We start from the raw sequence: 25,538 nt of genomic DNA on the forward strand, positions 1-25,538 counted from the left end.
TCACCACGGATCGCGGCAGATCATTCGAGTGCGAGGAGAGAAGTCATGGCATCGGGGACATCAGAGGCGTCGGAGGCGGCGGGGCTCAAGGTGGCGGTGTTCGGCGCGTACGGGCACACCGGGCGCTTCGTGGCGGCGCGGCTGCGGGAGCGCGGGTTCGCCCCGGTCCTGTCCGGCCGTGACGCCGGCAGGCTGGAGGCGATGGCGTCCGAATCGGGGCTGGAGGCCCACCCGGCGTCGGTCGACGACCCGGCCTCGCTCGACCGCGCGCTGGCCGGCACGGCGGCCGTGATCAACTGTGCCGGGCCCTTCGCCTCGACGGCCGCCCCCGTGATCGAGGCGGCGCTGCGCGCCGGGATCCCGTACGTGGACGTGGCGGCCGAGATCGAGGCCAACGCCGACACCTTCGCGCACTTCGCGGACCGCGCCCGCGCCGCGGGAGTGGCGGTCGTCCCCGCGATGGCCTTCTACGGCGGTCTCGGCGACCTGCTGGCCACCGCCGCGATGGGCGACTGGAGCGCGGCCGACGAGGCGCACGTCGCGTACGGGCTGAGCAGCTGGCACCCGACCCCCGGGACCCGCGCCTCGGGCGTGGTCTCCGGGGAGCGGCGGGCCGGCCGGCGCGTCCGTCACACGAACGGCCGGCTGGAGTACCACGACGACGCCCTGCCGACCCTGGAGTGGCCCTTCCCCGACCCGATGGGGCCCCGGGCCGTCATCGGGGAGTTCACGATGGCCGACGTCGTCACCATTCCCAGCCACCTGCCCATCCCCGAGGTGCGCACCTACATGACGGTCGAGGCCGCCAGGGACCTGTCGGACCCGGACACGCCGGTGCCGGCCCCGGTCGACGAGCGCGGGCGGTCCGCGCAGACCTTCCTCGTCGACGTCGTCGTGCGCTCCGGCGACGTCGAACGGCGCGCCGTGGCGAGCGGCCGGGACATCTACGCCGTCACCGCGCCGCTCGCGGTGGAGGCGGTCGACCGTATCCTCACCGGACGGACCAGGACGGTCGGCGTCGCCTCCGCCGGTGAGATCTTCGACGCCGCCGACTTCCTCCGCGCGCTGTCCCCGTACATCTCCCTCGAACCACGCCCGTGACGGGCGGGCCGCCCGTGCCGCCGCGGTCGCGGCGGCTCCCCGCCCGGTACGGCGGGACGACCGGCGGGATCCTCCTCGCCGGCCGCCACGGGCGCGTCAGAACCCCTGCGCGAGCCGGTAGTAGGCCTGGTTCCAGCGCAGTTCCCTGGCGAACCGCCGGGAGGTGGTCTCGGCGTCGATGACGAGCAGCTCGACGCCGAGCATGTCGGCGAGGTCGGTGAGCTCCTCGGCCCCGACCGCCGCGGACAGCACGGTGTGGTGCGGCGCGCCGGCCGTCAGCCACGACTCGGCGGAGGTCCGCAGGTCGGGCCGCGGCCGCCAGACGGCGCGGGCCACCGGCAGGCGCGGCAGCGGCGCCGGCGGGACGACGACGTCGATCTCGTTGGCCACCAGGCGGAACCGGTCGCCCATGTCGGCCAGGCCGACCACCACGGCCGGTCCGGGCCGGGCGTCGAACACCAGCCGCACCGGGTCCTCCCGGTTGCCGATGCCCAGCGGGTGGATCTCGCACGAGGGCGTGCCCTCGGCGATGCTGGGGCAGACCTCCAGCATGTGGGCGCCGAGGATCAGCTCCTCCCCCGGGGTGAGGTGGTAGGTGTAGTCCTCCATGAAGGAGGTGCCGCCCGGCAGCCCGGCCGACATCGCCTTCAGCGTGCGCAGCAGCACCGAGGTCTTCCAGTCGCCCTCGCCGCCGAAGCCGTAGCCGTCGGCCATGAGCCGCTGTACGGCGAGCCCCGGGAGCTGCCGCAGCCCGCCGAGGTCCTCGAAGTTCGTGGTGAACGCCCGGAACCCGCCGGCCTCCAGGAAGGCGCGCAGGCCCAGCTCGATGCGGGCCGCGTAGCGCAGGGAGTCGTGCCGCCCGCCGTCCGCGCGCAGCTCGGGGGCCATCCGGTAGAGGTCCTCGTACTCCTTGACCAGCGCGCCCACGTCGGCGTCCGACGCGGCGTCCACGGCCTCGACCAGGTCGTTGACGCCGTAGGTGTTGACCGACACGCCGAACCGGAGCTGGGCCTCGACCTTGTCGCCCTCGGTCACCGCCACGTCGCGCATGTTGTCGCCGAAGCGGGCGAGCCGGAGGGAGGCCAGCTCGGCCCGTCCGGCGGCGGCCCGCGCCCACGCGGCGACGCGTGCCGCCACGGCGGGGTCGCCGACGTGCCCGGCGACGGTCTTGCGCGGCACCCCGAGCCTGGCCTGGATGTGGCCGAACTCGCGGTCGCCGTGCGCGGCCTGGTTGAGGTTCATGAAGTCCATGTCGATGGAGCTCCACGGCAGCTCGACGTTGGCCTGCGTGTGCAGGTGCAGCAGCGGCTTGCGCAGCGCGTCGAGCCCGGCGATCCACATCTTGGCCGGGGAGAACGTGTGCATCCACGCGATGAGGCCGGCGCAGTCGTCGTCGGCGTTCGCCTCCAGGCACACCTGGCGGATGGCCGCCGCGTCGGTGAGCACCGGCAGCCACTCCACCTCGAACGGCAGCGCCTCGCCCAGTCTCCCGGCGATCTCCCGGGACTGCCCGGCCACCTGGCGCAGCGTGTCCTCGCCGTACAGGCCCTGGCTGCCGGTCAGGAACCATAGCTTCACCGGTGACTCCTCTGTCCGTAGACGTTCTGGTAGCGGTCGTACAGGCTGTCGACGTCGCCCGGGGCGATCGGCGCCGGGGCGCCGAGCTGGCGGGCGACGTGCACGGTGCGGGCGACGTCCTCGCACATCACGGCTGTCTTGACGGCCGCCTTCGGCGACTCGCCGATCGTGAAGACCCCGTGGTTGCGCATGAGGACCGCGCGGGAGCGGTGCCCGGCCAGGGTCTCCACGATCCCCCGGCCGATGTCGTCGCCGCCGATCAGCGCGAACGGCCCGACCGGGATCTCACCGCCGAACTCGTCGGCCATCGCGGTCAGCACGCAGGGGATCGGCTCGCCTCGGGCAGCCCAGGCGGAGGCGTACGTGGAGTGGGTGTGCGCCACCCCGTTCACCTCCGGCATGTGCCGGTAGACGTAGGCGTGCGCGGCCGTGTCGCTGGAGGGCGCGAGCGACCCCTCGACGAGGTCGCCGTCCAGGTCGCACACGACGATCGACTCCGGGGTCAGGTCGTCGTACGACACGCCGCTGGGCTTGATGACGAAAAGGTCCGCCCCGGGCACCCGCCCGGAGATGTTGCCCGCGGTCCACGCCACGAGGTCGTAGCGGACCAGCTCGGTGTGGAGGCGGCAGACGGTCTCCCGCAGTTCCTCGATCACACGCTTCTCCTCGTTCATCCGCCCGCCCCGATCACACGCTTCTCCTCATTGCGGTCGCGGTTCACCCGCTCGTCCCGCCCTTGGTCGCCGCTCACCCGCTCGTCCCGCCCCTGGTCGCCGCTCACCCGCTCGCCTCGTTCCGGTCGCGCCTCACGCGCTCGCCTCGTTCCTGATCGCGCGGAGCCGGTGCAGCATGCCGCCGTCCGCGAAGTGGTCGTGCAGCCGGCGGTACTCGGCGTACAGCCGGTCGTAGGCGTCGGCCCGTTTCGGGTCGGGCAGGTAGGCGCCGGTGACGCGCTTGCCCATCGCCGCCGCGGCCGCCGTGATGTCGGGGTGGGCGCCCGCGGCGACGGCCGCGTGGATCGCCGAGCCGAGGGCCGGTCCCTGGCCGGAGCCGATCACCGACAGCGGCCGGCGCAGCACGTCGGCGTACACCTGCATGAGGAAGGGGTTCCTCAGCAGGCCGCCGGCGACCACGAACTCCTCCACCGGCACGCCGGCGTCCTCGAACGTCTCCACGATCAGGCGGGCGCCGTACGCGGTGGCCTCGATGAGCGCGCGGTAGACGTCCTCGGGCCGGGTGGCGAGCGTCTGCCCGGCGATCACGCCGGACAGGGTGTGGTCGACCAGGATGGAGCGGTTGCCGCCGTGCCAGTCGAGCGCGACCAGCCCGTGCTGCCCGACCCTCTGCTCCGCGGCCAGCTCCGTCAGGTACTCGTGCGGGCCGAGGCCCCGCTCCGCGGCCCGCACGGCGTACGGCGCGGGCACGCAGTGGTCCACGTACCAGGCGAGGATGTCGCCGACGGCGGACTGGCCCGCCTCGTAGCCCCACAGGCCGGGCACGATGCCGTCGCGCACCACCCCGCACATCCCGGGCACCTCGGCCAGGCGGTCGGAGCACATGACGTGGCAGGTGGAGGTGCCCATGATGGCGACCATCTGGCCGGGCCGCACCGCGTCGGCGGCGGCCGCGGTGACGTGCGCGTCGACGTTGCCGACGGCCACCGCGACGCCCTCGGGCAGGCCCGTCCACCCGGCGGCCCGCGCGGTCAGCCGACCGGCGAGGCCGCCGAGCGGTGCGAGCTCCCGGCCGAGCTTGCCGGTGAAACCGGCGAAGGAGGGGTTCAGCGCGGCCAGGAAGTCCTCGGAGGGATAGCCGCCGTCCTGGAAGATCCCCTTGTAGCCGGCGGTGCAGACGTTGCGGGTCTCCACACCGGTGAGCTGCCAGACGATCCAGTCGGCGGCCTCGATCCAGCGGTCGGCCAGCGCGTAGGTCTCCGGGTCCTCCTCCAGGACCTGCAGTCCCTTGGCGAACTCCCACTCGGAGGAGATCCTGCCGCCGTACCGGGGCAGCCAGAGCTCGCCGCGCCGGGCGGCCAGCGCGTTGATCCGGTCGGCGTGCGGCTGCGCCGCGTGGTGCTTCCACAGCTTGGGCCAGGCGTGCGGCCGGCCGGGCCGCGACTCGCACAGCGGAACGCCGTCCGCCGTGGCGGGCAGCACCGTGCAGGCCGTGAAGTCGGTGCCGACGCCGATCACCCGCTCCGGCGGGACCCCCGACGCCGCCAGGGCCTCCGGTACGGCGTGCCGCAGCACGTCGATCCAGTCCTGGGGCGCCTGCAGCGCCCAGTCGGGGCCGAGCCGGACGCCCGGCCCGGGGAGGGCGTCCTCGATCACCCCGTGGGCGTACTCGTGGACCGCGCCGCCCAGCTCCGCGCCGTCGCTCACCCGCACCACCACGGCCCTGCCCGACAGGGTCCCGAAGTCGACGCCGACGACGTAGCGCTCGCCGTTACCGCTCACATGCTCTCCAAACTCGTCACGCGCTCTCCGGACTCGACGGTGGGGACGTCCCGGCGGCTACCGCCTGCGGGCCGTGATCAGGCGCTGCATCAGGATGAAGACGAACAGAAGCAGGCCGATGAGGATCCGCGTCCACCAGGAGCTCAGCGTGCCCTCGAAGCTGATGATCGTCTGGATCAGGCCGAGCACGAGCACGCCCAGCACGGTGCCGAACAGATAGCCCGAGCCGCCGGTCAGCAGGGTGCCGCCGATCACGACGGCCCCGATCGCGTCGAGCTCCATCCCGACCGCGTGCAGGCCGTACCCGGACAGCATGTAGAACGACAGCACCAGGCCGCCGAGCGCGGAGCAGAAGCCGCTGATCGTGTAGACGGCGATCTTCGTCCGCGCCACCGGGAGGCCCATGAGCAGCGCCGACTGCTCGTTCCCGCCGGTGGCGTACACGTTCCGGCCGAGCCGGGTGTGGTGGAGCGTGTACGCCGCCGCGACGACCACGGCGGCGGCGACCACCACGCCGGGCGAGATCCACATGTCCGCGCCGAGGTCGATCCGCGTCTGCGCGAACGCGGTGAACACCGGATCGTCGACGGGGATCGACCGGGCGCCGATCGTGTAGCACAGGCCGCGGGCCAGGAACATCCCGGCGAGCGTCACGATGAACGGCTGGATCTCGAAGTAGTGGATGATCGCGCCCATGCCGAGGCCGAGGACCGCCCCGATGAGCAGCACGAGCATCATGACCGGCCAGGGGGACCAGCCCTGCTTCAGCAGCGTCGCGGCGACCATGGTGGACAGCGCCACCACCGAGCCGACCGACAGGTCGATGCCGCCCGCGAGGATCACGAAGGTCATCCCGACGGCCACGACCAGCAGGAACGCGTTGTCGATGAAGACGTTGAGGATGATCTGCCCGGTGGCGAACCCCTCGTACCGGATGCCCCCCGCGGCGAACATGGCGAGGAACAGCGCGGCCGTGACCAGGACCGGGACGTATCTGCGCGGCACCCGGGCCTTGCGGCCCGGGACGGTCGCGACGGTCATGCCGAGACCCCCACCTTCTCTTCCGCCACCGGGGACGCGCCGGCGGGGCGGCGGCGCCGATGGAAGACCTTCGCGCGGAAGGCCGGGGACTGGACCAGGCAGACGACGGTCACCACGAGCGCCTTGAACAGCAGCGTCGTCTCCGGCGGCACGCCGATCGAGTAGATCGTGGTGGTCAGCGTCTGGATGATGAGCGCGCCCAGCACGGTGCCGCCGAGCGAGAACCGGCCGCCCGACAGCGGGGTGCCGCCGATCACGACGGCCAGGATCGCGTCCAGCTCGATCCACAACCCGGCGTTGTTGCCGTCGGCGCTGGAGACGTTCGAGCTGATCATGAGCCCGGCGATCCCCGCGCACAGCGCGCAGAACGTGTAGACGGTCAGGATCACCCCGCGCGCGCCGATGCCGGCCAGCCGGCTCGCCTCGGCGTTGCCGCCGACCGACTCGATGAGCAGGCCGAGGGCGAGCCGCCGGGTGAGGAACGCGGTCAGCGCCAGCACCGCGAGCACGATGACGATCCCGAACGGCAGCGTGAGCCAGTAGCCCCCGCCGATCAGCTTGTACGGCGCGCTGTTGACCGTGATGATCTGGCCGTCGGTGATGAGCTGGGCGAGGCCGCGCCCGGCGACCATGAGGATCAGCGTCGCGATGATGGGCTGGACCCCCACGCCCGCGACGAGCAGGCCGTTCCAGGCGCCGAGCGCCACCGACAGCGCGAGGGCGACGCCGGCCGCCGCCAGCACGCCGCCCGCCGAGTTCTGGTCGCCGAGGTCGCTGATCCGCAGGCACGCGAGCGCCCCGGAGATCGCCACGACCGAGCCCACCGACAGGTCGATCCCCCGGGTCGCGATGACCAGCGTCATGCCCAGCGCCACGAGGATCAGGGGCGCGCCGAACCTGACGATGTCGATCAGGCTGCCGTAGAGGTGGCCGTCCTTGAGCTCGACCCTGAAGAAGCCGTCGGTGAACACCGGGTTGATCAGCAGCAGCGCCACCAGGATCACGGCGGGCCAGAACAGGCGGTGCCCGAGCAGGCGGCGTCCGGGCGAGGCGGACGCGGACCCGGAGGCTGGTGCGGGTGAGGGTGCGGTCATGACGCGGCTCCGCTCGCGATCGTCTCCATCAGGGCGCCGGTGGTCAGCCGCTCGTCGTTGTCGATCTCGGCCACGAGGCGGCGGTCGCGCAGCACGCCGACCCGGTGGCTGAGCCGCAGGACCTCCTCCAGCTCGGCGGAGATGAACAGCACGGCCATCCCGCCGCCGGACAGCTCGGCCACCAGGCGCTGGATCTCCGCCTTCGCGCCGATGTCGATGCCGCGGGTGGGCTCGTCGAGGATGAGCAGCCGGGGCTCCAGGATGAGCCAGCGGGCCAGCAGCACCTTCTGCTGGTTGCCGCCGCTGAGGTTCCTGACGGGCTGCTCGGGGTCGGCCGGGCGGATGTTCAGCGCGGAGACGTACTTGGCGACCAGCTCGTCCTGCCTGCGCCGGGGGATCGGCCGGGTCCACCCACGGGCCGCCTGCAGCGCGAGGACGATGTTCTCCCGCACGGTGAGGTCGGGCACGAGCCCCTCCTCCCGCCGGTTCTCGGAGCAGAAGGCGAGGCGGTGGCGGATCGCCGCCCGGGGCGTGCGCAGGCCGACCGGCTCTCCCCCGATCCGCAGTGAGCCGGTGCCCGCGTGGTCGGCGCCGAACAGCAGCCGGGCGACCTCGGTACGGCCCGAGCCGAGCAGCCCGGCCAGGCCGACCACCTCGCCCTCGCGGATGGTCAGCGTGAACGGCTCGATCGCCCTGGACCGGCCCAGCCCGTCCGCCTCCACGAGTGGCGCGCCCTCCCTGGCGGGCGGCCTGTCCTCCAGCCGCTCCAGGTCGGCGAGCTCACGGCCGATCATCTTGGCGACCAGGTCCACCTGGCTCAGCTCGCTCGTGAGGTACTCCCCCACGAGCCGGCCGTTGCGCAGGATCGTCATGCGGTCGGCGATCTCGTAGATCTGGTCGAGGAAGTGCGAGACGAACAGGATCGCGATGCCCTGCTCCTTCAGCCGCCGCATCACCCGGAACAGCTGGGCCACCTCGTCCTTGTCGAGGCTGGAGGTCGGCTCGTCGAGGATGAGGACCCGGGCGTCGACGTCCAGGGCACGGGCGATGGCCACCATCTGCTGGACGGCCGGCGAGTACGCCGACAGGGGGGCCGACACGTCGATGTGGAGGTCGAGGCGGCCCAGCAGCTCGGCGGCCCGGCGGCGGGCCTCCTTCCAGCGGATGCGGCCGAGGCGGCGGGGTTCCCGGCCGATGACGACGTTCTCGGTGACGGAGAGGTTCGGGCAGAGGTTGACCTCCTGGTAGACCGTGCTGATGCCGGCCTGCCGGGCGGCCTGCGGGCCGGGGAAGGCCACCGGGCGGCCCGCCAGCTCGACCTCGCCGGAGTCGATGCCGTACACGCCGGTCAGCACCTTGATCAGCGTGGACTTGCCGGCGCCGTTCTCTCCCATGAGCGCATGGACCTCGCCGGGCAGCAGCCGGAAGTCCACGCCGTCCAGCGCCTTCACGCCGGGGAACTGTTTGCCGATCCCTCTCATCCGCAGGATCGGCGCGGGTGGGGCCATGTGGCGTCTCTCTCCTCGTCGGCTGTCCTCACCGGCTCTCCTCACCGGACGGCGGGCCGCCCCCGTTCCACGGGGGCGGCCGGTCCCGGATCAGTACTTGCGACCGGGCAGCGCGTCCTTCGCCTGCTCCTGGGTGAACGTGGTCTCCTCCGTCACGACGCGGTCGGGGACCTGCTCGCCCTTCACGACCTTCTTGGCCAGGTCCATGAGCTGGGGGCCGAGCAGCGGGCTGCACTCGACGATGAAGCTGATCTTTCCGTCGGCCAGCGCCTGCATGCCGTCGTGGACCGCGTCCACCGAGATGATCTTGATGTCCTTGCCGGGCACCTTGCCGGCGCCCTCGATGGCCTCGATCGCGCCGAGCGCCATGTCGTCGTTGTGCGCGTACAGGACGTCGATCTTCGGGTTGGCCTTGAGGAACGCCTCCATGACCTCCTTGCCCTTGGCCCGGGTGAAGTCGCCGGTCTGCGAGGCGATGACCTTGAACCTGGGGTCGGCGGAGACGACCTGCTCGAAGCCCTCCTTGCGGTCGTTGGCCGGGGCGGACCCCGTCGTGCCCTCAAGCTGGACGATGTTCACCTGGTCGGTGCCGTCCTTGTACTGGTCGACCAGCCACTGGCCGGCCTTCTTGCCCTCCTCGACGAAGTCGGAGCCGAGGAAGGTCTTGTAGAGGCTCTTGTCCTGCGAGTCCACGGCCCGGTCGGTCAGGATGACCGGGATCTTGGCGTTCCTCGCCTCGTTCAGCACCGTGTCCCAGCCCGACTCGACGACCGGCGAGAACGCGATGACGTCGACCTTCTGCTGGATGTAGGAGCGGATCGCCTTGATCTGGTTCTCCTGCTTCTGCTGGGCGTCGGAGAACTTCAGCTCGACGCCCGCCGACTTCGCGGACTCCTGGACCGACTTGGTGTTGGCCGTGCGCCAGCCGCTCTCCGCGCCGACCTGGGCGAAGCCCATGACGATCTTCCCGTCGGACGAGCCGCCCGAGCCGCCTGAACCGCTGCATCCGGCCATGGCCAGTGTCGTGACGCCGACCAGGACCAGCGCCGAGATCCTCTTGAACACGGGGGTTCCTTTCTGGGGTCAGTGCCGGGACGACGGAGCCCCCCTTGCCCGGCCTCGATGCCCGGCGCTCGGCCCCGCCGAATGCTCCTCGCGTTCGGCCTGAGAAGACTGTGAGCGCTAACATTAAGCGTCGTCAAGGTGGCCTCCGGTTACGTTCTGGTCACACCGAAATGATCCGTTAACACCCGTTGACGTTCTCTCCGAATAGTTCTTAAATGGAGTCCGGGCTCTGGATGTTAACGCTCACCAAAGGACTGTACGTATGACGCCGACGCCCCGTACGGCAGCGTCGCCGCAGGTGAGAAAGAGAGCAACGGCCCGGCATTCCAGGCCCGGCCGCGCAGGGCGGCGCGATTTCCGCGATGCCGGCCGTCGGGCTCCACCGCCGTCCCGAATTTCGTCGCGCCGATACCGCGTGAATTCCCCGTATCGAAATCCGCCCGTCCACCGGCCGCGACGACCGTGCCGGGCGGCCCGGCGCCGCGCGCGACGACCGGCCCGGCACCGGTCGCGGACCGGTTCAGCCGTGCCGACACCGGCCTCCGGCGGAGTGCTCGCCGCCGGAGGCCGGTGTGGCGACGACTACTGGCGCGGGAGCACCGAGCGGACGGCCTCCTCGCTGCGGCCGACGACGGCCGATCCGTCGTCGGCGGTGATGATGGGGCGCTGGATCAGAACTGGGTGGGCGGCCAGCGCCCGGATCCAGCGGTCGCGGTCCGCGGGGGTGCGGGACCAGCCGTCCAGGCCGAGCCCGGCGGCCGTCGGCTCACCCGTCCGGGCGATGTCCCAGGGTTCGAGGCCGAGCCGGGTCAGCACCTCGCGGAGCTCCAGCTCGTTGGGCGGGTCCTCCAGGTAACGGCGGACGGTGTAGTCGGCCTGTTCGGCGTCCAGGACGGACAGCGCGGAACGGCACTTGGAGCAGTCGGGGTTGATCCAGATCTCCATATGGTCTTCCTTCGACGCCTGGGCGGCGGGTACGCGGCTGGAGCCCGGGGAGCCGGGTGTTCCCAGCAGCGTAGAGGTGACCGGCGTGAAGAGGGTCATCCGGCCGCGGTCACGTCATTCCGGCCGCTTCGCCCGCCCCTCCGCGTGCCTGCGGCGCGTGACCGGCGCCGGGACGAGCCGGTCGCGAAACCTGCCCCCGGCGTGGGGACGGCCGTTCCACGGCGGGCGCGGCACCGGCGCCGACAAGGGGCCTGTCCTCGGCGTGGGAGTGGTCGGGGCGCGGCCCCGGGGACCCCGGGGGCCCCGGGGACACGGCCCTGACCGGGGCGAGGGCCCGCCCACCGGCCGGCACGTCGCCGAGAACGAGCGCCCGCGCCCCGATGACGGCGTCGTCCCCCACGCGCACCGGGCCGAGGACGGTCGCGCCGACGCCCAGCACCACCCGGTCGCCGATCACCGGGTGCCGCCGTTCCCCGCCGGCCCGCCGGTTGTCGCGCCACCACCCGACCGCGCCCAACGTCACCTGGTGGTAGATGGTCACGTCGTCACCCACGACGGCGGTCTCCCCGATCACCACCGCCGCGCCGTGGTCGACGAACACCCTGCGCCCGAGCACCGCGCCGGGATGGATCTCCACCCCGGTGAACCCGCGGGCCAGGAGCATCAGCAGCCGGGCGGTCAGCCGCCGGTCGCGCCGGTACAGCCGGTGGGCGACCCGGTGCAGCAACATGGCCGGCAGCACCGGGTGCAGCAGCGCCTCCCGCCGGTTGCGGATGGACGGATCCCGCTCGACGATCGTCCGCAGGTCCTCCTCCAGGGTGCGCAGCAGCCCCCGCGGACGGTCTCCGCGCGGCGTCGGCTCGGCGGGGCACCCATGTGCCGGATGGGGCTGGTACATCACCTCATCGTCGGGGGCGCCGGATTCGGCTCGCTTCTTCACGCGTGCCCGCATCCCGGCGTCCGTTCTTCCCGCGTGCGGACCACGTGACGGCGCGGTCCCCTGCCGCGGGCGCCGACGCGAGGATGCTCATCGAGCAGGAGATGCGGCAGGCCGACAGGCGTCACCCCTGAGGCGGCGTCCACCGGCCGCCGCCCCGGAGACATCGCGGTGGGCGGCCGGTGGGCGCCCGGGGAAAGCCACGGTGAAGGGACCCGGTGGGGCCCTGGAGAAGCCAGGGCGAAGGTGCCCGGTGGGCGGCCCGGAAGCCGTCCCCGGTCAGGCGCCTATCGGGCGTCGTCGCGGGCGGGGGCGGCCATCCCGGCCGGCATCAGCAGGAACACCTTGGGCGAGAGCCGGTCCATGTCCCCTCTCCTGCCGAACACCAGACCGGCGGCGAAGTCGACGAACTGTTTGGCCTCGGCGTCCGGCAGCTCGGTGAGGTCCATCACCACCGGGGTGCCCGTACGGAAGAAGTGCCCGACGTGGAGCGCCTCGTTGTAGTTCTGCGGACGGAGCGTCTTGATCACCGCTCCAGTCTGCCCTGTTCGTGACCCCGGTCAAGGCGCGCCGGAAGCGGCGGGCGGGTGTGGCACGCCGTCCGAGAGGCCGTCCGAGGAGTCACACCACCGGGAGGCGTGACCCGGCCGGAGGGGGCCGGGCCACGGGAACGCGATCAGGAGGCGAGGGCGACCTGGCCGATCACCATGCGGTGGAGGCTACGACTGCTGAACCGCCAGTCGCAGGCCGAAGCCGACGACGACGAGGCCGGTGAGCCGGTCGATGCCGCGGCGGACCGACGGCCGGCGCAGCCAGCCGCGCACCAGACCGGTGAAGCCGATGAGCAGGGCGCTCCACAGCAGCCCCTCGCCCACGTGGACGCCCGCCAGCAGCGTGCCCATCAGGGCGGGGGGCGCGTCGTGCGGCATGAACTGGGGCAGCATCGCGACGTAGAAGACCCCCACCTTCGGGTTCAGCAGGTTCGTCAGCAGGCCGCGGCGGAACGCCTGCCACCGCCCGCCCCGGGGTCGCTCCGCCTCCGCTGCCTCCTCCTCACCGCTCCGGCGACTCTGCCAGAGCATCCGGGCGCCCATCCACACGAGGTAGGCGGCCCCGGCCCAGCGCAGGATCTCGTAGGCGAGGGAGGATGCGGCCAGCAGGGCCGCGAGCCCGGCGCCGGCCAGTGTGCCCCACAGGAGCGTCCCGGCCTGGATGCCCAGCGCGACGGCCCAGGCGTGTCCCCGGCCGGAGAGCAGCGACGTCCGCAGGATGAGCGCGGTGTCCAGTCCGGGAGTGATGGTCAGGAACCCCACGACGACCGCGAAAGAGGCGATCGATGCTTGAACGTCCACGTTCGGCAAGGTATCGCCTCCGGCTCGCCCGGAAGCGGGGTCAGGGGAAGGTCCGGAAGTGGTAGCCGTGCGAGTAGGTGAAACCGACCCGCTCGTAGAGGGCGCGGGCCGCCAGATTGTCCTTCTCCACCTGCAGGTACAGCCGGTCGGCACCCCGCCCCGCCGCCCAGCGCGCACCGGCCCCCAGGACCGCGGCGGCCAGCCCCCGGCGCCGCAGGTCCGGCCGGGTGGCCATGCAGAAGACACCGGCCCAGCCGGAGTCGGCGACGACCATCCCCATCGCGGCGGCCCGGCCCTCCTGCGAGACGCTCAGGAAGGCGGCGGGCCCGGCGATCCGCGAGATGACCTCCCTGCCGACGGTCTCGCTGTCGGAGTGGCCGTCCAGATCGGCGAACACGGCGAGCCACCCGCCCGGGTCCCCCGCCACCTCGACCGGCACGGACCCCGCCGCGCCCGCCGGCGCCGCATCCGCCCGTGTCACGACCTCGCGCGCCATGGCCGCCACCGTGCCCGCCGGTGTCACGGCCTCCCGTGTCGCTTCCGCCGCCGTGACCGCCGGTGCCGTATCGGCCGGCGCCGTGGCGGCGACGACGTCCCCGGTGCGCGCGGTGAGGACTGCGACCCCGCTCTCGACGCGGTAGCCGAGGCCGGCCAGCCGGGCGTCCAACTCACGGTGATGTTCGGCCGGGCTGATCTGGACGCGGACCGGGACGCCGCGGTCGCGGTAGAACCTCTCGACGGGCTCGATCGAACGCACCGGAGCGGGCGGCGGCAGCGCGGAGTTGGAGCGCCGCCGCGTCACGCCCGGGCTGTGCCGGAGCAGCCAGCCCTCACGCTCCTCGGTGACCGCGGCGGGCCAGGCCAGTGCCGCGCACCGCTCGATCCGCCAGGCGGACCCGACCGGGACGGACCCCTGCCGCGGAGGCGTCTCCATGTCCGTGGCATCGTGCACCTTCGTCTCCTCCTGTCACGCGGTGCCAGTCTCCCACGAGGGGGCGCCGCTGACCGGACCCGCGAGGGGCGCCGGTGTCTGGACCCGCGAGGGGGCACCGGTGTCTGGACTGAGGAACGCAGGAGCGAAGCGACGGAGTGACGAGGGAAGGCACCGGGCAAGAGCCCCCGAGCCGCGACGCGCAGCGTCGCCATGAGCAAAGGAAGTACCAAATGACCTGGGGAAACGGCGTTCTGTACGTCATCGTGTGCGCCTCCGGCGCGGCCGGCGACGTCGGCCGCCTCGTCAGGCTCGCGCGGGACGAGGGCTGGACCGTCCAGATCGTCGCCACCCCGCCCGCCCTGGACTTCATCGACGTCCCCGCCCTGGAACGGCAGACGGGCCGTCCGGTCCGCAGCCGCTACCGCAGGCCGGACGAGCCCAAGCCGCCGCGAGCCGATGCGATCATCGTCGCCCCGGCCACCTTCAACACGATCAACAAGTTCGCGCTGGGCATCGCCGACACCTACGCCCTCGGTCTCCTCGCCGAGGCCCCGGGCCTGGGCATTCCGGTGGTCGTGCTGCCCTTCGTCAACGACGCCCTCGCCTCCCGCGTGCCCTTCCGCCGGAGCGTCGAGAGCCTGCGGGCCGAAGGCGTCTCGATCCTGCCGGGGCCGGGGCAGGACCGGTCCGGCCCTCCGGCCGTCCACGACCGGACCGGGGACCCGGAGGACCGGCCGTGGGCGCGGGCCCTCGACGCCCTCGGACGGCTGCGCCGTGAGGCGCCCGGCGAGGTCACCGGCCCCTGAGGCCCAGGGCCGTCCCGGAGCCTGGATCCGGCGGTCGCGACGCGGGCGCCCCGCGCCTTCGCCGGACCGGTTCCCGTACCCCTGAATCGGAACACGCGACCCCAGAATCACGCGGAAGAAGTGGCCGGGCGCGTCGCGCGTGCATACGGTTCGACCATGGGCGACACGAAGAAAGTAGACGACTTCCTGAGCAAGCTCGACCACCCGATGAAGGCCGAGATCGTGGCCGTCAGGGACATCATCGCCAAGGTGAGCCCCGACATCGAGGAGGACATCAAGTGGGGCGGCCCCAGCTTCTTCTACAAGGAGGACATGGCCAGCCTCAACCCGCGGGTGAAGAACTACGTTCCGGTGATCTTCCACAAGGGGTCGCTGCTCAGCGACGAGACCGGGCTGCTTGAGGCGGGCCCCAAGGGCAGGGCCTACGTCAAGTTCCACTCCATGGCCGAGGTCGAGGCCGGCCGGGAGACCCTTGAGAAGCTGGTGAACGACTGGATCAAGATCATGGACCAGTAGGGGGTCCGCCCGCGGCCATGGCCGCGGGCGGGACGGCCGGTCAGCCGGAGACCGTAGGGTCCCCGGAGCCGTTCGCGGCGGCCGTGGCGCGTTCCGCCGCCGCGACCGCGTTGCGGAACAGCATGGCGACGGTCGTGGGACCGACGCCGCCGACCCTGGGGGTGATGGCGCCGGCCACCCGGGCGCAGGACTCGTCCACGTCGGGCAGCAGGCGGCGCCCGGCGTACCGCACGCCGCCGCCGATCACGACCGCGCCCGGCTTGACGTGCTCGGGCCGGATGATGCCCGGAACCCCGGCGGCGGCGACCAGGATGTCGGCGCGCCGGGTGTAGCGCGGCCAGTCGGGCACCCCGGTGTGCACCACCGTGACGGCCGCGTTGGCCGTGGGCCGCTTCTGCCCGAGCAGGATCGCCAGGGGGCGGCCGAGGGTCGCGCCCCGGCCGAGGATGACCACCTCCCGGCCGGACACCGGGATGCCGTGGTGGGCGAGGAGTTCCTCGATGCCCGCCGGGGTGCAGGGAAGCGGGCCGGGCAGCCCGAGCGCGAGCCGTCCCATGTTGAGCGGATGCATGCCGTCGACGTCCTTGTCGGGGTCCACGGCCATCAGCGCCCGGTCGTAGTCCAGGTGCGCCGGGACGGGGTACTGCACGAGCAGTCCGTGCACCGCCGGGTCGGCGTTGAAGGATTCGATGACGGCGTGCAGGTCGGCCTGGGTCGCGTCCGCGGGCAGGTGGGCGTGCGGGGACGCGAAGCCGAGCTCGGCCGCCTGGCGCTGTTTGATGCGGATGTATCCGGCGCTGGCGTCGTCGTCGCCGACGAGGACCGTCGCCAGGGCGGGCGTGACACCCCGCCTGATCAGGGCGGCCACCCGTTCGGCCACCTCGGCGAGGATCCGCTCGGCCACCGGGCCGCCGGGGAGGAGCCGCGCGGTGGCCGCGGCGTCGCCGGAGGCTTCGGAAGGATCGGAGGGGCTGGAAGAGGCGGGTGCGGACGCGGCGTCACCGTGCGGAGGCTGGGACATGTGTCTCCTCGGAGTGGGTGCCCAGGCGGTCGACCCCCACGACGAGCTCCCCGATGGTTGACGCCATCCCCGTGCCGCCAGTCGCTTGACCTCCAGGATGCCCGATCGTGCCCCTTCCGCGCCACCGGCGGGCCCGCGCCGCCGCCGGGTCCGGGACCCGGCGGCCCGCCGATCATGACGATACGGCGGTCCCGCCGTCGTGTTGAGCCGCCATGTCGTCGTGATCGACGACCGGACGCGGCGGCGCGTCCGTCAGCGCAGCAGCCCGACCGCGCTGTAGCCGTCGACGCCGGGCATCTTGGGGAGGCGTGGCTCGTCCGCCTCGGGGCGCCAGTCCTCGGTCGACGTCAGGCCGGGCTCCACCAGTTCGAAGCCGTCGAAGAAGCGCAGGATCTGCGCGTGGGTGCGGGGCGTCGGGGAGCCGGCGGCGGTCCGGGTGTACAGCTCGCGTCCCTTGCGGACGGTGTTCTCGTCGAGGTCCCCGAAGGACAGGTGGCTGATCGCCACGGCGCTGCCGGGGACGAGCCGGTCGCGCAGCGTCGCGACGATCCGCTCGGCGAGGTCGTCGTCGGGGACGAAGTGCAGGACGGCGAGCAGGAGGACGCCCACCGGCCGGGTGAAGTCGAGATGCTTGGTGACGCGGGGGTCGTCGAGGATGGTCCCGGGCTCCCTGAGGTCGCCGTCCACGACGATGGTCCGCTGGTCGTCGGCCAGCAGCGCCCGCCCGTGGGTGAGCACGATGACGTCGTTGTCGACGTAGACCGTGCGGGAGTCGGGCGCCGCCTTCTGCGCCACCTGGTGCACGTTCTCCTGCGTGGGCAGGCCCGCGCCGATGTCGAGGAACTGCCGGATTCCGCTCTCCGCCATGAATCGTACGGCCCTGCGCAGGAAACGCCGGTTGGCCCGTACCCCTTCCCGGGCGTTCGGCGTGATCTCAAGGAGCTTTTCGGCCGCGGCGCGGTCGGAGGCGAAGTTGTCCTTGCCGCCCAGGAGGTAGTCGTAGATCCGGGCAGCACTCGGAACCGCCGGATCGATCCCTTCAGGCACAGTGCTCACGTTTCATCCCACCCTCACGCGTTTCCGCCGATCCTAAAGGAGCCAAGGGGCCATGGCGGGCCAAAACTGAGAACACCTCACATTTCTCCCATGTGGTGCCCGAAACGGACACCGACCGGCGGGAGAACCGTACGGCGAGCCCCCGGGAGCGCTCCTCCCGGGAGAACCGGCCCGCCAGGGAAGGAGGCCGGCCCCGGTTTGGAAGCCCCCCGCCACGGTGAAGATCCATCGGCGAGCCGGAGGCAGCGGAGGAGGAGGGGCGACGTGAACGATCTGCCGATCTGCGCGACCTGCGGAGTCCAGTACGGCGAGCCGCGTGACGACTGCCCGATCTGCGAGGACGAGCGGCAGTACGTCGGCTGGGAGGGGCAGCGCTGGACGTCCCTGCGCGAGCTGCGCGAGGCCGGGCACCGGTCCGTGGTCGCGGAGGAGGGGCCGGGCGTGTTCGGGGTGGGCACCGACCCGGCCACGGCCATCGGGCAGCGGGCGCTGCTGGTGCGCACCCCGTCGGGCAACGTGCTGTGGGACATGGTCACCCACCTGGACGACGACCTGATCAGGCAGGTGAACGAGCTGGGCGGGATCGACGCCATCGCGATCAGCCATCCGCACTTCTACGGCACGATGGTGGAGTGGGCCCACGTGTTCGACGCCCCGATCCACATCCACGCGGCCGACCGGTGGTGGGTGGCCCGCCCCGACGAGTCGGTCGTCTTCTGGGACGGCGACACGCACGAGATCGCCGAGGGTCTCACGCTGATCAACGCGGGGGTGCACTTCGACGGCGGGCAGGTGATGCACCGGCGTGACGGCGAGGACGGCCGGGGCGCGCTGTTCTCCGGCGACATCCTCCAGGTGGTGCCCGACCGCCGCTGGGTGAGCTTCATGTACAGCTACCCGAACCTCATCCCCGAGCGTCCCCGCACGGTCCGCCGGGCCCTGTCACTGCTCGGGCCGTACGGCTTCGACCGCGTCTACGGCGGGTGGTGGAAACGGGTCGTCCGCACCGACGGCGCCGCGGCCGTGCGCCGCTCCGCGGAGCGCTACCTCCGCTTCGCCCTGGACGACACCCCGGACGGGTCGCCGCTGAAACCGCGGGCGGCGCCGTGACCGAACCATAGACCGGGACCGGGACCGGGACCGGGACCGGGACCGGGACTGAAAACGGAACCGTAATCGGGAACGGAAACGGAACCGCAAACGGGACCGAAGCCGGAGTCCGGACCGGAAACGAACCCGGGCCCGGAACCGACCCGGTGGCGCGGCAGACGCCCCCGGCGACGGCGGACGGGAGGGAATCGCCGCGGAATGCGGTCATATCTCGTCCCGGAGGCCGTATACCTGGTAGGACGGATGTAGTACCCGCCCTGTGAACCGCGGGTCTAAGGAGCCCCCTGATGTCATCCGAAGGTGCGACGACGCTCTTCGTCTCATCGGACTCGTACGACGCCGTCATCGTCATCCGCGTCGCCGGTGAGCTCGACTACGACTGCGTCCCGGTGTTCCAGCAGGAGCTGTCCCGGGCTTTGGACCGTGACACCGGACCGCCTGAGCTGCTCGTCCTCGACCTGGCCGGGCTCACCTTCTGCGACTCCAGCGGGCTGGCCGGGCTGCTGTGGGGCATGCGCCGGAGCCGGGAGACCGGGACCCGCATGGTGCTGGCGGGCGCGTCCAGCGCCCTGCTCCACATGATGAGGATCACCGGCCTGCTGCCCTACTTCGAGACGGCGGCCTCCGCGGTGGAGGCCATGGGGCGTCCCGGGACGGCAGCGGACACGGCGGCGGATCGGGCTCCCGGCCCGGCATGGCCGGGATCAGGACGGGTCGAGGTCGATGTGCAGGCGGACGACCGTCCCGGCCCCGGGGGCGGACCGGATCTGGACCAGGTCGCACAGCTGGTGGATCAGCCAGAGGCCCCGGCCGCCCAGTGACCTGGCCTCGGGGAGCCTGCGACCGGCCATGGGGTCGGTCATCACCCCCTCGTCGCGGAACTCGCACACGAACGTGCCGCGCCACGCCCAGACCCGGAGGGTGCCGTGCCCACCCCCGTGGACGACGCTGTTGGTGGCCGCCTCGGTGACCGCGACGAGGGTCTCCCTCAGCCGCTCCCCCCGAAGCCCGTGCGGCGCGGCGCGGGCGGCGACCACGTCACGGACCGCGGCGAGGTCACCCCGGCCGTAGGAGAACTCCTCGAGGGGGCCGGGGGCGGGTTCGAGCTCGTCCCAGGCGAAGGGCTCGGCGGTGTAGGCCGCGTGCCCGCGGTGGACGCCCTCCTGAAACATGAACGGGTGGCACCGGGCGATCTCCCGCAGGGTCCCGGCGCCGATCGCGGCGGTGTCGCAGGGGCACAGCAGCCACCAGGCCGGCGAGGCGGTGAACGCCACGTTGAGCAGCCACTCGTGGTAGCGCAGCTCGGTGATCTCCGCGGCGCTCCGTCCGTCCCAGCCGGCCTCGCCGATGCCGCGCACCGGCCGCCCCTTCCCCGCCCACTCGGCGGTCCATCGCTGCCAGGCGGGGATGAGCCGGGCGGGGTTGCGGCCCAGCCCGGAGGTGTCCATGAACACCACGCGCGGGTCGGGGGCGGGAAGCGCCGCGCGCAGGGCCCGCTCCCTCCGCTCCGGCACGGAGACCAGCACGACCTCGTCGGCCGCCAGCGCCTCCTCGATGAAGGACAGCGCCCCGGAGAGGAACTGCGCCTCCCCGGAGTAGGGATAGAGCTCGTGGCGCAGTCCTGACGCCTTGGCGGCCCTCGTGAGCGTGTGTGTTCCGGCGACGTCCATCTACTCCAACCCCGTCCGTGCGGGGCCGCGGCGGACCGGAGGCGCGGTGCCGCGGCCACGGAGGACCGCCGAACGGCGCGCGCCGCCGGAACGGCGGGCTCCGGCGGACGTCCCGGACCCCGGCCCCCGAGCCGGAGTCACGAAACGACGGTCCTCGCGTTCTGGTGCCCCGTTCGCGGGGACGCACACCTGCCGCGGGCCGAACGGAGCGGCAGGCCGAATCGGCAATAAAGAGCAGGAAAAACGCCGAGAAAAGATAACTTCTCGAACGATGTCGCGAAACCCCGCGCACCGCACTGACAGGTGCGTCAAAATCGTGTCACCAGGGGCGGTCCACTACTTCGTGAAAGTGGGTCCCGATGCGAAAAATGGTGCCGCGCATGACCGCGGAGTCGTTGCCCGAGCGGCTGGACGATCTGCCCGTGGAGCCGAAGGACTTCCTCCAGCTCGTGGCCGTCGACTTCGCCGGGACCTACAACGTCTACCTCTCCGCCAAGGACGAACGGCTCAAGATGACCCGGCTCTCCATGAGCCTGCTGTCGGCGCCGTTCGCCGCCGCGATCGCGCTGGCCAGCACGAAGGTGATCGACCCACGGGCGCTGACCTCGTGGGACGGCGTGCCGGGCTACCTGTTCGCGATGGTCACCGCGTTCGGGCTGCTGAACATGCTGCCGTTCCTTCGGCTGATCGAGGCCGTGAACGCCCACATGCGGACCGCCCGCGCCATCAACAACTTCCGCCTGCTCTACGTCGTCCAGCTCAAGGACCACCTGTCCGCGCTGGGCTGGACCCCCAACCTGCCGGTGGACCCCCGCTACCCCGAGACGTACGCGCCGCTCGCCTGGCCGGGCGTCAACGTGATGATGCTCGCCGTGGTAAACGGCGCCTACATGGCGGTCGGCGTGCTCGGCCTGGTGGGCGCCGATCCCAACCCGGGGCTGCTCATGGTGGTCATCGGGCTGATCGCGCTGATCCACTACTTCATCTACTACGTCCGCGCGAACGTCTCCCGCCGTCGCAGGCTTCCCCACAACCCCTACCATTTCCCCAACGTGGAGACCTGAATGCCCGACTACCTCAGATTCGCGTCTTGTGGGGAGACGTGGATCTGGCTGATGCGCCACGTGCGGCGCCACGGCCTGCCCGCCGACGACGACCGCGGCCCGATCTTCGAGGCGCCGCCGGCGCTGTTCGAGATCACCGGCCTCGGCTGGGACGACCCGATCCTGCGCTCCTACGGCGACGCCCGGAAGATCCCGCTGTACTCCGGGAAGTTCAGCGAACGCACGGTGATCCCGCCGTTCAAGTACAGCTACGGCGGCCGGCTCCGGCAGTTCCTCGGCGTCGACCAGCTCCGCTGGGCGGCCGGCGTGCTGCGCGCCAAGCCGTACACCAAGAGCGCCTGGATCTCCCTGACCGCCCCCGGCGAGCCGCCGGACGCGGTGCCCTGTCTGACCAGCCTCGCCTTCCGGCTCCGTGAGGGGCGGCTGGCGATGACCGCGGCCTTCCGGTCACAGAACGCCCTCACCTCCTACCTGAACTACGTGCCGCTGCGTAGTATCCAGGGCGAGGTCGCCGAAGACCTCGGAGTGGACTGTGGGGCGATGAGGGTCTTCGTCGACGTTCCGCACATCTACGCGGTGGACGCGGCGGCGGTCGAGGAGATCCTCCGGCTGTCGGAGCGCGATGGGCTCGGCGAGGGCGGGTCGGCACCTGGTCATGCTGGTCGACCTGGACGGGACGGTGGTCGACTATGCCCGGACGGAGCGCGCCGCGCTGGCTGAGGTCCGCCGCCGGTTCTTCCGGATGGACCACGCCGAGTTCCTTGCGGCCTTCCACGCCGCCAACGAGCCGCTATGGGCGGCCTACCGCGAGCACCTGATCACGCTGGCGGAGCTCCGGCTGGAGCGCTGGGCCCGGCTGGGCGCCCCCGGCGGGGTCGCGGCGGCTTTCGAGGACGCGCTCGGGCGGCACGTGGCCCTGTTCCCCGAGGCCCGTGCCGCCCTGCGGCGGCTGGCGCGGCGGTTCCCGCTGGCCCTGGTGACCGACGGCCTCGCCGACGTCCAGCGGGCCAAGCTGCGCCGTACCCGTATCGGGGGGTTCTTCCGGCACGTGGTGATCGCGCCCGAGGTGGGCATGCGCAAGCCCGACGGCGACCTGCTGCACCACACCCTCGGCCTGCTGGAGGCCAAGGCCGACGACGCGCTGATGGTCGGCGACTCCCCGGCGAGCGACGGCGCCTGCGCGCGGGCCGCCGGGGTGGACTTCTGCTGGGTGAACCGCACCGGGGCGGCGTGCGTCCCGGGCGTCCCGGTCCACCGGACCGTCTCCCACCTCGGAGCCGTCTGAACCGGCGTCAGGCCGGTTCGGGGGACGCCTCGAACGCCTCGGCGACCGCGGCGCGGACCCGGTCCATGTCGGCCGGGGCGCCGATCTCGCGGCTCAGGGAGGTCATGTCGACCTCCGGCATGCCGCACGGCACCGCCCAGTTCCACGGCGACAGGTCGCCCTCGACGTTGAGGGCGAACCCGTGGCTGGTCACACCGCGGCTCTGCCGCATGCCGATCGAGACGATCTTCCGGCCGGTCGCGACGGTCCACACCCCGGTGAGCAGCTCGGAGCCGGGCGGGGTGTCACGGCGCTCGGCCGGGGCGCCGAGCGCCCCGAGCGCGCGGACGAGGCGCAGCTCGACCTCCCGGACGTAGTCGACGATCCGCTCGGTCTCGTCGAGCTTGACGATCAGGTAGCCGACGAGCTGGCCCGGGCCGTGGTAGGTGAGCTGCCCACCGCGGCCCGTGCTCACGACCGGGATGCCGTGGGAGGGGTCGGGCAGGTGCTCCTGGAGGGTGCGCCTGCCGACGGTGTACACCTGCGGGTGGCTGAGGAGCCAGAGGGTGTCGGGGCGCTCGTCGCGCTGCCGTTGACCGACCATGTCGGTCATCCGCTCCATGGCCTTCTCGTACTCGACCAGCTCGTCCTGGATCAGCGACAGGGGACGTTGCCTCATGCCCCCAGCATATTTTCCCCGGCGGGTACCGGTGGCGGGCGGCCTCTAGTAGCGGGCGGAGGGGGCCTTCGGCATGAAGATCCACAGCAGGACGTAGGCGATCCACATCGGCCCGGGGAGGAGCGAGAGGATCAGCCACAGCACCCGGACGAGGGTGGGCGGCACGCCGAGGCTGTCCGCGATCCCGCCGCAGACACCGGCGATGATCTTGTGGTTGGCCGAACGGTGCATTTCTTCCTCTTTCCGAGTCGTCGTTTTCACCCCGTCCAACGAGGGCCCGGGACGTCCACGTTCCCCGCGTGACCCTGAGAAAACCCTGACAGGGTCGCACCGGTCCCGCCTTTCCCGGCCACGGCCCGCTTCACCTGGTAAAACCCATTCCCGCCTTCGCGTTCCCGATCGGCGCGTCAGGCCCGCCTCAGGGTTTTACCCCACTTACGGTTTACGGAGGTGCGCGCCCCTCGGAGTACCCCGCACGTCCTTTTCCGACCCGAGGAGCATGATGCGCAACCACCTGGCCACCGGAACGGCGGCGATCCTCACCGTGCCCCTGGTGCTCGTCGCACCGGCCGTGTCGGCGGCCGTCCCGCCGGTGGTGCCGCCGGTCGCCACGCCCCCCGCGGCCCCGCAGGCCACCCCGGCCACCACCCGGGCCACCACCCCAGTCGTCGCTCCCCCGGTGAGGCCGCCGGCCCGCCCGGACGTCGCCGCGCCGACGTCCGCCCCACCGGCGGCCCCGCTCCCCGTGCCGTCCCTCTCGCCGGCGAACATCAAGGCGCACCTGGCCCGGTTCCAGGCCATCGCCGACGCCAACGGCGGCAACCGCGCCCACGGCAGCCCCGGCTTCCTCGCCTCGGCGAACTACGTCAAGAACCTCCTTGACGAGGCCGGGTTCGCCACCGTCCTGCAACCGTTCCCCTACGGCGGCCTGACCGGCTACAACGTCATCGCCGACTGGCCCGGCGGCGACCCCGACGACATCCTCATGGTCGGCGCGCACCTCGACAGCGTGACCGCCGGACCCGGCATCAACGACAACGGCTCCGGCAGCGCCGCCATCCTGGAGACCGCGCTGGAGGTGTCCCGCCAGGGCCTGATGTCTTCCCGGCACCTGCGCTTCGCCTGGTGGGGCGCCGAGGAGCTGGGCCTGCGCGGCTCGCAGTACTACGTGAACAACCTCCCGGCGAGCGAGCGGTCCAAGATCAAGGGGTACGTCAACCTCGACATGATCGCCTCGCCCAACATCGGCTACTTCGTCTACGACGGCGACAACGGCACCGTCGCCGGCGGGACCATGGCCCCGGAGGGCTCCGCCGAGCTGGAAAGGACCTTCAAGTCCTACTACGCCTCGATCGGCGTTCCCGTGCAGGACATCGCGCTGAACGCCCGGTCCGACCACGGCTCGTTCCTCGCCGCCGGCATCCCGGTCGGCGGCATCTTCAGCGGGGCGGAGGACATCAAGGACATGGCCCAGGCCCAGCTGTGGGGCGGTACGGCGGGCGCGGTGTTCGACTCCTGCTACCACCAGTCGTGTGACACCATCTCCAACATCGACGACACCGCGCTGAACCGCAACGCGAACGCGATCGCCCACCTGGTGTGGGCGTCCTCCGTGACCTCCGCCCCGGGGGTCGTCTGGCAGGACAGGTTCGAGTCGGCCACCGGCTGGATCACCGACCCCGCCGGCACCGACACCGCCACCAGCGGCCGGTGGGAGCGCGGCCGCCCCCAGGCCACCTCCTACCAGGGCCCCAAGCAGCTCGGCGCCACGACCAGCGGCGTCAACGACCTGGTCACCGGGCGGTGGGCCGGGCCGTCGGCGGGGGCCGACGACATCGACGGGGGCAGCACGAGCATCGAGTCGCCGCCCATCACACTGCCGGCCGGCGGCCCGCTGAGGCTGTCCTTCTCCTGGTACCTCGCGCACGCGGCCACCGCCACCGACGCCGACCACCTGCGCGTCAAGGTCGTCGGCCGCACCACGCGCCAGGTGTTCGAGCGGCTCGGCCGGCCCACCAACCGCGACGGCGCCTGGGGCACCGCGGAGACGAACATCTCCGACTTCGCCGGGCAGACCATCCGCATCCTCATCGAGGCCGCCGACGAGGCCGGCCCTTCGCTCGTCGAGGCGGGCATCGACGACGTCAGGATCGACCGGGGGCCCGGCCGGCTCCTGTGAGCACCCCGATACGGCTCCCGCCGGGCCGTACCGGGGTGTTCCGGGGCACCCCATAACTTTTCGCATCCCCGCTCGGGAGGATCTAGGCGCGAGCGACTTATAACGGTACGTTCCGCCTTAGTACGCACGGGGGACCTTCCACGTTCCACCTTCCGAGGAGCG

At 72.2% G+C, this 25,538-nt stretch carries 26 protein-coding genes and 1 riboswitch; of the genes, 9 read left to right on the top strand and 17 right to left on the bottom strand.

The genetic code is table 11. From position 1 onward, the window contains the following. Positions 1–45: 45 nt before the first annotated feature. Positions 46–1,101 (top strand): saccharopine dehydrogenase family protein, encoded by a 1,056-nt coding sequence (locus HDA43_RS12510; RefSeq protein ID WP_179820034.1) that lies wholly within the window; start codon positions 46–48, stop codon positions 1,099–1,101. Between the two features lie 96 nt (positions 1,102–1,197). Here the strand turns inward: HDA43_RS12510 and araA are convergent, their stop codons facing one another. From araA to HDA43_RS36370, 12 genes are all read right to left on the bottom strand, one after another. Beyond that, positions 1,198–2,679 (bottom strand): L-arabinose isomerase, encoded by a 1,482-nt coding sequence (gene araA, locus HDA43_RS12515; protein ID WP_179820037.1) that lies wholly within the window; start codon positions 2,677–2,679, stop codon positions 1,198–1,200. Next, positions 2,676–3,353, bottom strand: coding sequence for an L-ribulose-5-phosphate 4-epimerase (locus tag HDA43_RS12520; RefSeq protein ID WP_179820039.1), 678 nt, complete (start codon positions 3,351–3,353; stop codon positions 2,676–2,678). The genes araA and HDA43_RS12520 overlap by 4 nt, the downstream gene beginning before the upstream one ends. 132 nt (positions 3,354–3,485) lie before the next feature. After that, positions 3,486–5,135, bottom strand: coding sequence for a ribulokinase (gene araB, locus HDA43_RS12525; RefSeq protein WP_179820042.1), 1,650 nt, complete (start codon positions 5,133–5,135; stop codon positions 3,486–3,488). Positions 5,136–5,192: 57 nt separating this feature from the next. After that, complete coding sequence (gene yjfF / locus HDA43_RS12530; RefSeq protein WP_179820044.1) at positions 5,193–6,176, bottom strand: galactofuranose ABC transporter, permease protein YjfF; 984 nt, start codon at positions 6,174–6,176, stop codon at positions 5,193–5,195. Then, entirely contained in the window at positions 6,173–7,270 is a 1,098-nt protein-coding gene (locus HDA43_RS12535) for an ABC transporter permease (RefSeq protein WP_179820047.1), read from the bottom strand. Before HDA43_RS12535 ends, yjfF begins: the two co-directional genes overlap by 4 nt. Next, positions 7,267–8,778: a sugar ABC transporter ATP-binding protein gene (locus tag HDA43_RS12540; RefSeq protein WP_179820050.1), complete on the bottom strand. Its 1,512-nt coding sequence runs from the start codon at positions 8,776–8,778 to the stop codon at positions 7,267–7,269. Before HDA43_RS12540 ends, HDA43_RS12535 begins: the two co-directional genes overlap by 4 nt. 90 nt (positions 8,779–8,868) lie before the next feature. Next, positions 8,869–9,843 carry an ABC transporter substrate-binding protein gene (locus HDA43_RS12545; RefSeq protein WP_312873211.1) on the bottom strand — a complete coding sequence of 325 codons (975 nt, stop codon included), beginning with the start codon at positions 9,841–9,843 and terminating at the stop codon, positions 8,869–8,871. 582 nt (positions 9,844–10,425) lie between these two features. Further along, positions 10,426–10,788 (bottom strand): arsenate reductase family protein, encoded by a 363-nt coding sequence (locus HDA43_RS12550; protein WP_179820052.1) that lies wholly within the window; start codon positions 10,786–10,788, stop codon positions 10,426–10,428. Positions 10,789–10,897: 109 nt separating this feature from the next. Next, a complete protein-coding gene (epsC, locus tag HDA43_RS12555) occupies positions 10,898–11,686 on the bottom strand; it encodes a serine O-acetyltransferase EpsC (RefSeq protein WP_179820054.1) in 789 nt (262 codons plus the stop codon). A gap of 326 nt (positions 11,687–12,012) precedes the next feature. Further along, positions 12,013–12,255 (bottom strand): cell division protein SepF, encoded by a 243-nt coding sequence (locus HDA43_RS12560; protein WP_179820056.1) that lies wholly within the window; start codon positions 12,253–12,255, stop codon positions 12,013–12,015. A 189-nt stretch (positions 12,256–12,444) separates the two neighbouring features. Then, positions 12,445–13,077, bottom strand: coding sequence for a LysE family translocator (locus tag HDA43_RS12565; RefSeq protein ID WP_179820059.1), 633 nt, complete (start codon positions 13,075–13,077; stop codon positions 12,445–12,447). Positions 13,078–13,117: 40 nt separating this feature from the next. Beyond that, positions 13,118–14,029, bottom strand: a complete 912-nt coding sequence (locus HDA43_RS36370; RefSeq protein ID WP_218911702.1) for a GNAT family N-acetyltransferase — start codon at positions 14,027–14,029, stop codon at positions 13,118–13,120. A gap of 212 nt (positions 14,030–14,241) precedes the next feature. Between HDA43_RS36370 and HDA43_RS12575 the strand changes: the two genes are divergently transcribed. Both HDA43_RS12575 and HDA43_RS12580 read left to right on the top strand, forming a co-directional pair. Further along, positions 14,242–14,817 carry a flavoprotein gene (locus tag HDA43_RS12575; RefSeq protein ID WP_179820061.1) on the top strand — a complete coding sequence of 192 codons (576 nt, stop codon included), beginning with the start codon at positions 14,242–14,244 and terminating at the stop codon, positions 14,815–14,817. Between the two features lie 156 nt (positions 14,818–14,973). After that, complete coding sequence (locus tag HDA43_RS12580; protein WP_179820064.1) at positions 14,974–15,333, top strand: DUF1801 domain-containing protein; 360 nt, start codon at positions 14,974–14,976, stop codon at positions 15,331–15,333. A gap of 40 nt (positions 15,334–15,373) precedes the next feature. Here the strand turns inward: HDA43_RS12580 and HDA43_RS12585 are convergent, their stop codons facing one another. Together HDA43_RS12585 and HDA43_RS12590 are read right to left on the bottom strand one after the other, a co-directional pair. After that, a complete protein-coding gene (locus HDA43_RS12585; RefSeq protein ID WP_179820065.1) occupies positions 15,374–16,354 on the bottom strand; it encodes a bifunctional 5,10-methylenetetrahydrofolate dehydrogenase/5,10-methenyltetrahydrofolate cyclohydrolase in 981 nt (326 codons plus the stop codon). A 12-nt stretch (positions 16,355–16,366) separates the two neighbouring features. Continuing rightward, positions 16,367–16,449, bottom strand: a riboswitch (ZMP/ZTP riboswitch). Positions 16,450–16,606: 157 nt separating this feature from the next. Continuing rightward, positions 16,607–17,410, bottom strand: coding sequence for an SAM-dependent methyltransferase (locus HDA43_RS12590; protein WP_179820068.1), 804 nt, complete (start codon positions 17,408–17,410; stop codon positions 16,607–16,609). Between the two features lie 264 nt (positions 17,411–17,674). Here HDA43_RS12590 and HDA43_RS12595 point away from each other — a divergent pair, with 264 nt between their 5' ends. Further along, the gene (locus HDA43_RS12595) at positions 17,675–18,520 is read left to right on the top strand and encodes an MBL fold metallo-hydrolase (RefSeq protein WP_179820070.1); all 846 of its coding nucleotides are present in this window, start codon (positions 17,675–17,677) and stop codon (positions 18,518–18,520) included. Between the two features lie 287 nt (positions 18,521–18,807). Next, positions 18,808–19,341 carry an STAS domain-containing protein gene (locus HDA43_RS12600; protein WP_179820072.1) on the top strand — a complete coding sequence of 178 codons (534 nt, stop codon included), beginning with the start codon at positions 18,808–18,810 and terminating at the stop codon, positions 19,339–19,341. Here HDA43_RS12600 and HDA43_RS12605 read toward each other — a convergent pair. Then, on the bottom strand, positions 19,225–20,190 hold the full coding sequence (locus HDA43_RS12605; RefSeq protein ID WP_179820074.1) for an anti-sigma factor RsbA family regulatory protein: 966 nt from the start codon (positions 20,188–20,190) through the stop codon (positions 19,225–19,227). The two genes, HDA43_RS12600 and HDA43_RS12605, sit on opposite strands and share 117 nt — an antisense overlap. A gap of 359 nt (positions 20,191–20,549) precedes the next feature. Between HDA43_RS12605 and HDA43_RS12610 the strand changes: the two genes are divergently transcribed. Genes HDA43_RS12610 through HDA43_RS12620 form a run of 3 tightly spaced genes read left to right on the top strand, consistent with a single transcriptional unit; the run spans position 20,550 to position 22,539 of the window. After that, positions 20,550–21,254, top strand: a complete 705-nt coding sequence (locus HDA43_RS12610) for a hypothetical protein (RefSeq protein ID WP_179820076.1) — start codon at positions 20,550–20,552, stop codon at positions 21,252–21,254. After that, a complete protein-coding gene (locus HDA43_RS12615; RefSeq protein ID WP_179820079.1) occupies positions 21,255–21,974 on the top strand; it encodes a thymidylate synthase family protein in 720 nt (239 codons plus the stop codon). Then, positions 21,910–22,539 (top strand): HAD-IA family hydrolase, encoded by a 630-nt coding sequence (locus HDA43_RS12620; protein ID WP_179820081.1) that lies wholly within the window; start codon positions 21,910–21,912, stop codon positions 22,537–22,539. Before HDA43_RS12615 ends, HDA43_RS12620 begins: the two co-directional genes overlap by 65 nt. Positions 22,540–22,546: 7 nt before the next feature. On the opposite strand, the gene lipB is transcribed toward HDA43_RS12620, so the two are convergent. Continuing rightward, positions 22,547–23,197 carry a lipoyl(octanoyl) transferase LipB gene (gene lipB / locus HDA43_RS12625; protein ID WP_179820084.1) on the bottom strand — a complete coding sequence of 217 codons (651 nt, stop codon included), beginning with the start codon at positions 23,195–23,197 and terminating at the stop codon, positions 22,547–22,549. Positions 23,198–23,242: 45 nt separating this feature from the next. Continuing rightward, a complete protein-coding gene (locus tag HDA43_RS12630; RefSeq protein ID WP_179820086.1) occupies positions 23,243–23,428 on the bottom strand; it encodes a PspC domain-containing protein in 186 nt (61 codons plus the stop codon). Positions 23,429–23,696: 268 nt separating this feature from the next. On the opposite strand from HDA43_RS12630, the gene HDA43_RS12635 reads away from it, so the two are divergent. Further along, positions 23,697–25,376 carry a M28 family metallopeptidase gene (locus HDA43_RS12635; RefSeq protein WP_246423967.1) on the top strand — a complete coding sequence of 560 codons (1,680 nt, stop codon included), beginning with the start codon at positions 23,697–23,699 and terminating at the stop codon, positions 25,374–25,376. Positions 25,377–25,538: the final 162 nt, after the last annotated feature.

The sequence above is a fragment of the Streptosporangium sandarakinum genome (assembly GCF_013409935.1).
GTDB lineage: Bacteria > Actinomycetota > Actinomycetes > Streptosporangiales > Streptosporangiaceae > Streptosporangium > Streptosporangium nondiastaticum.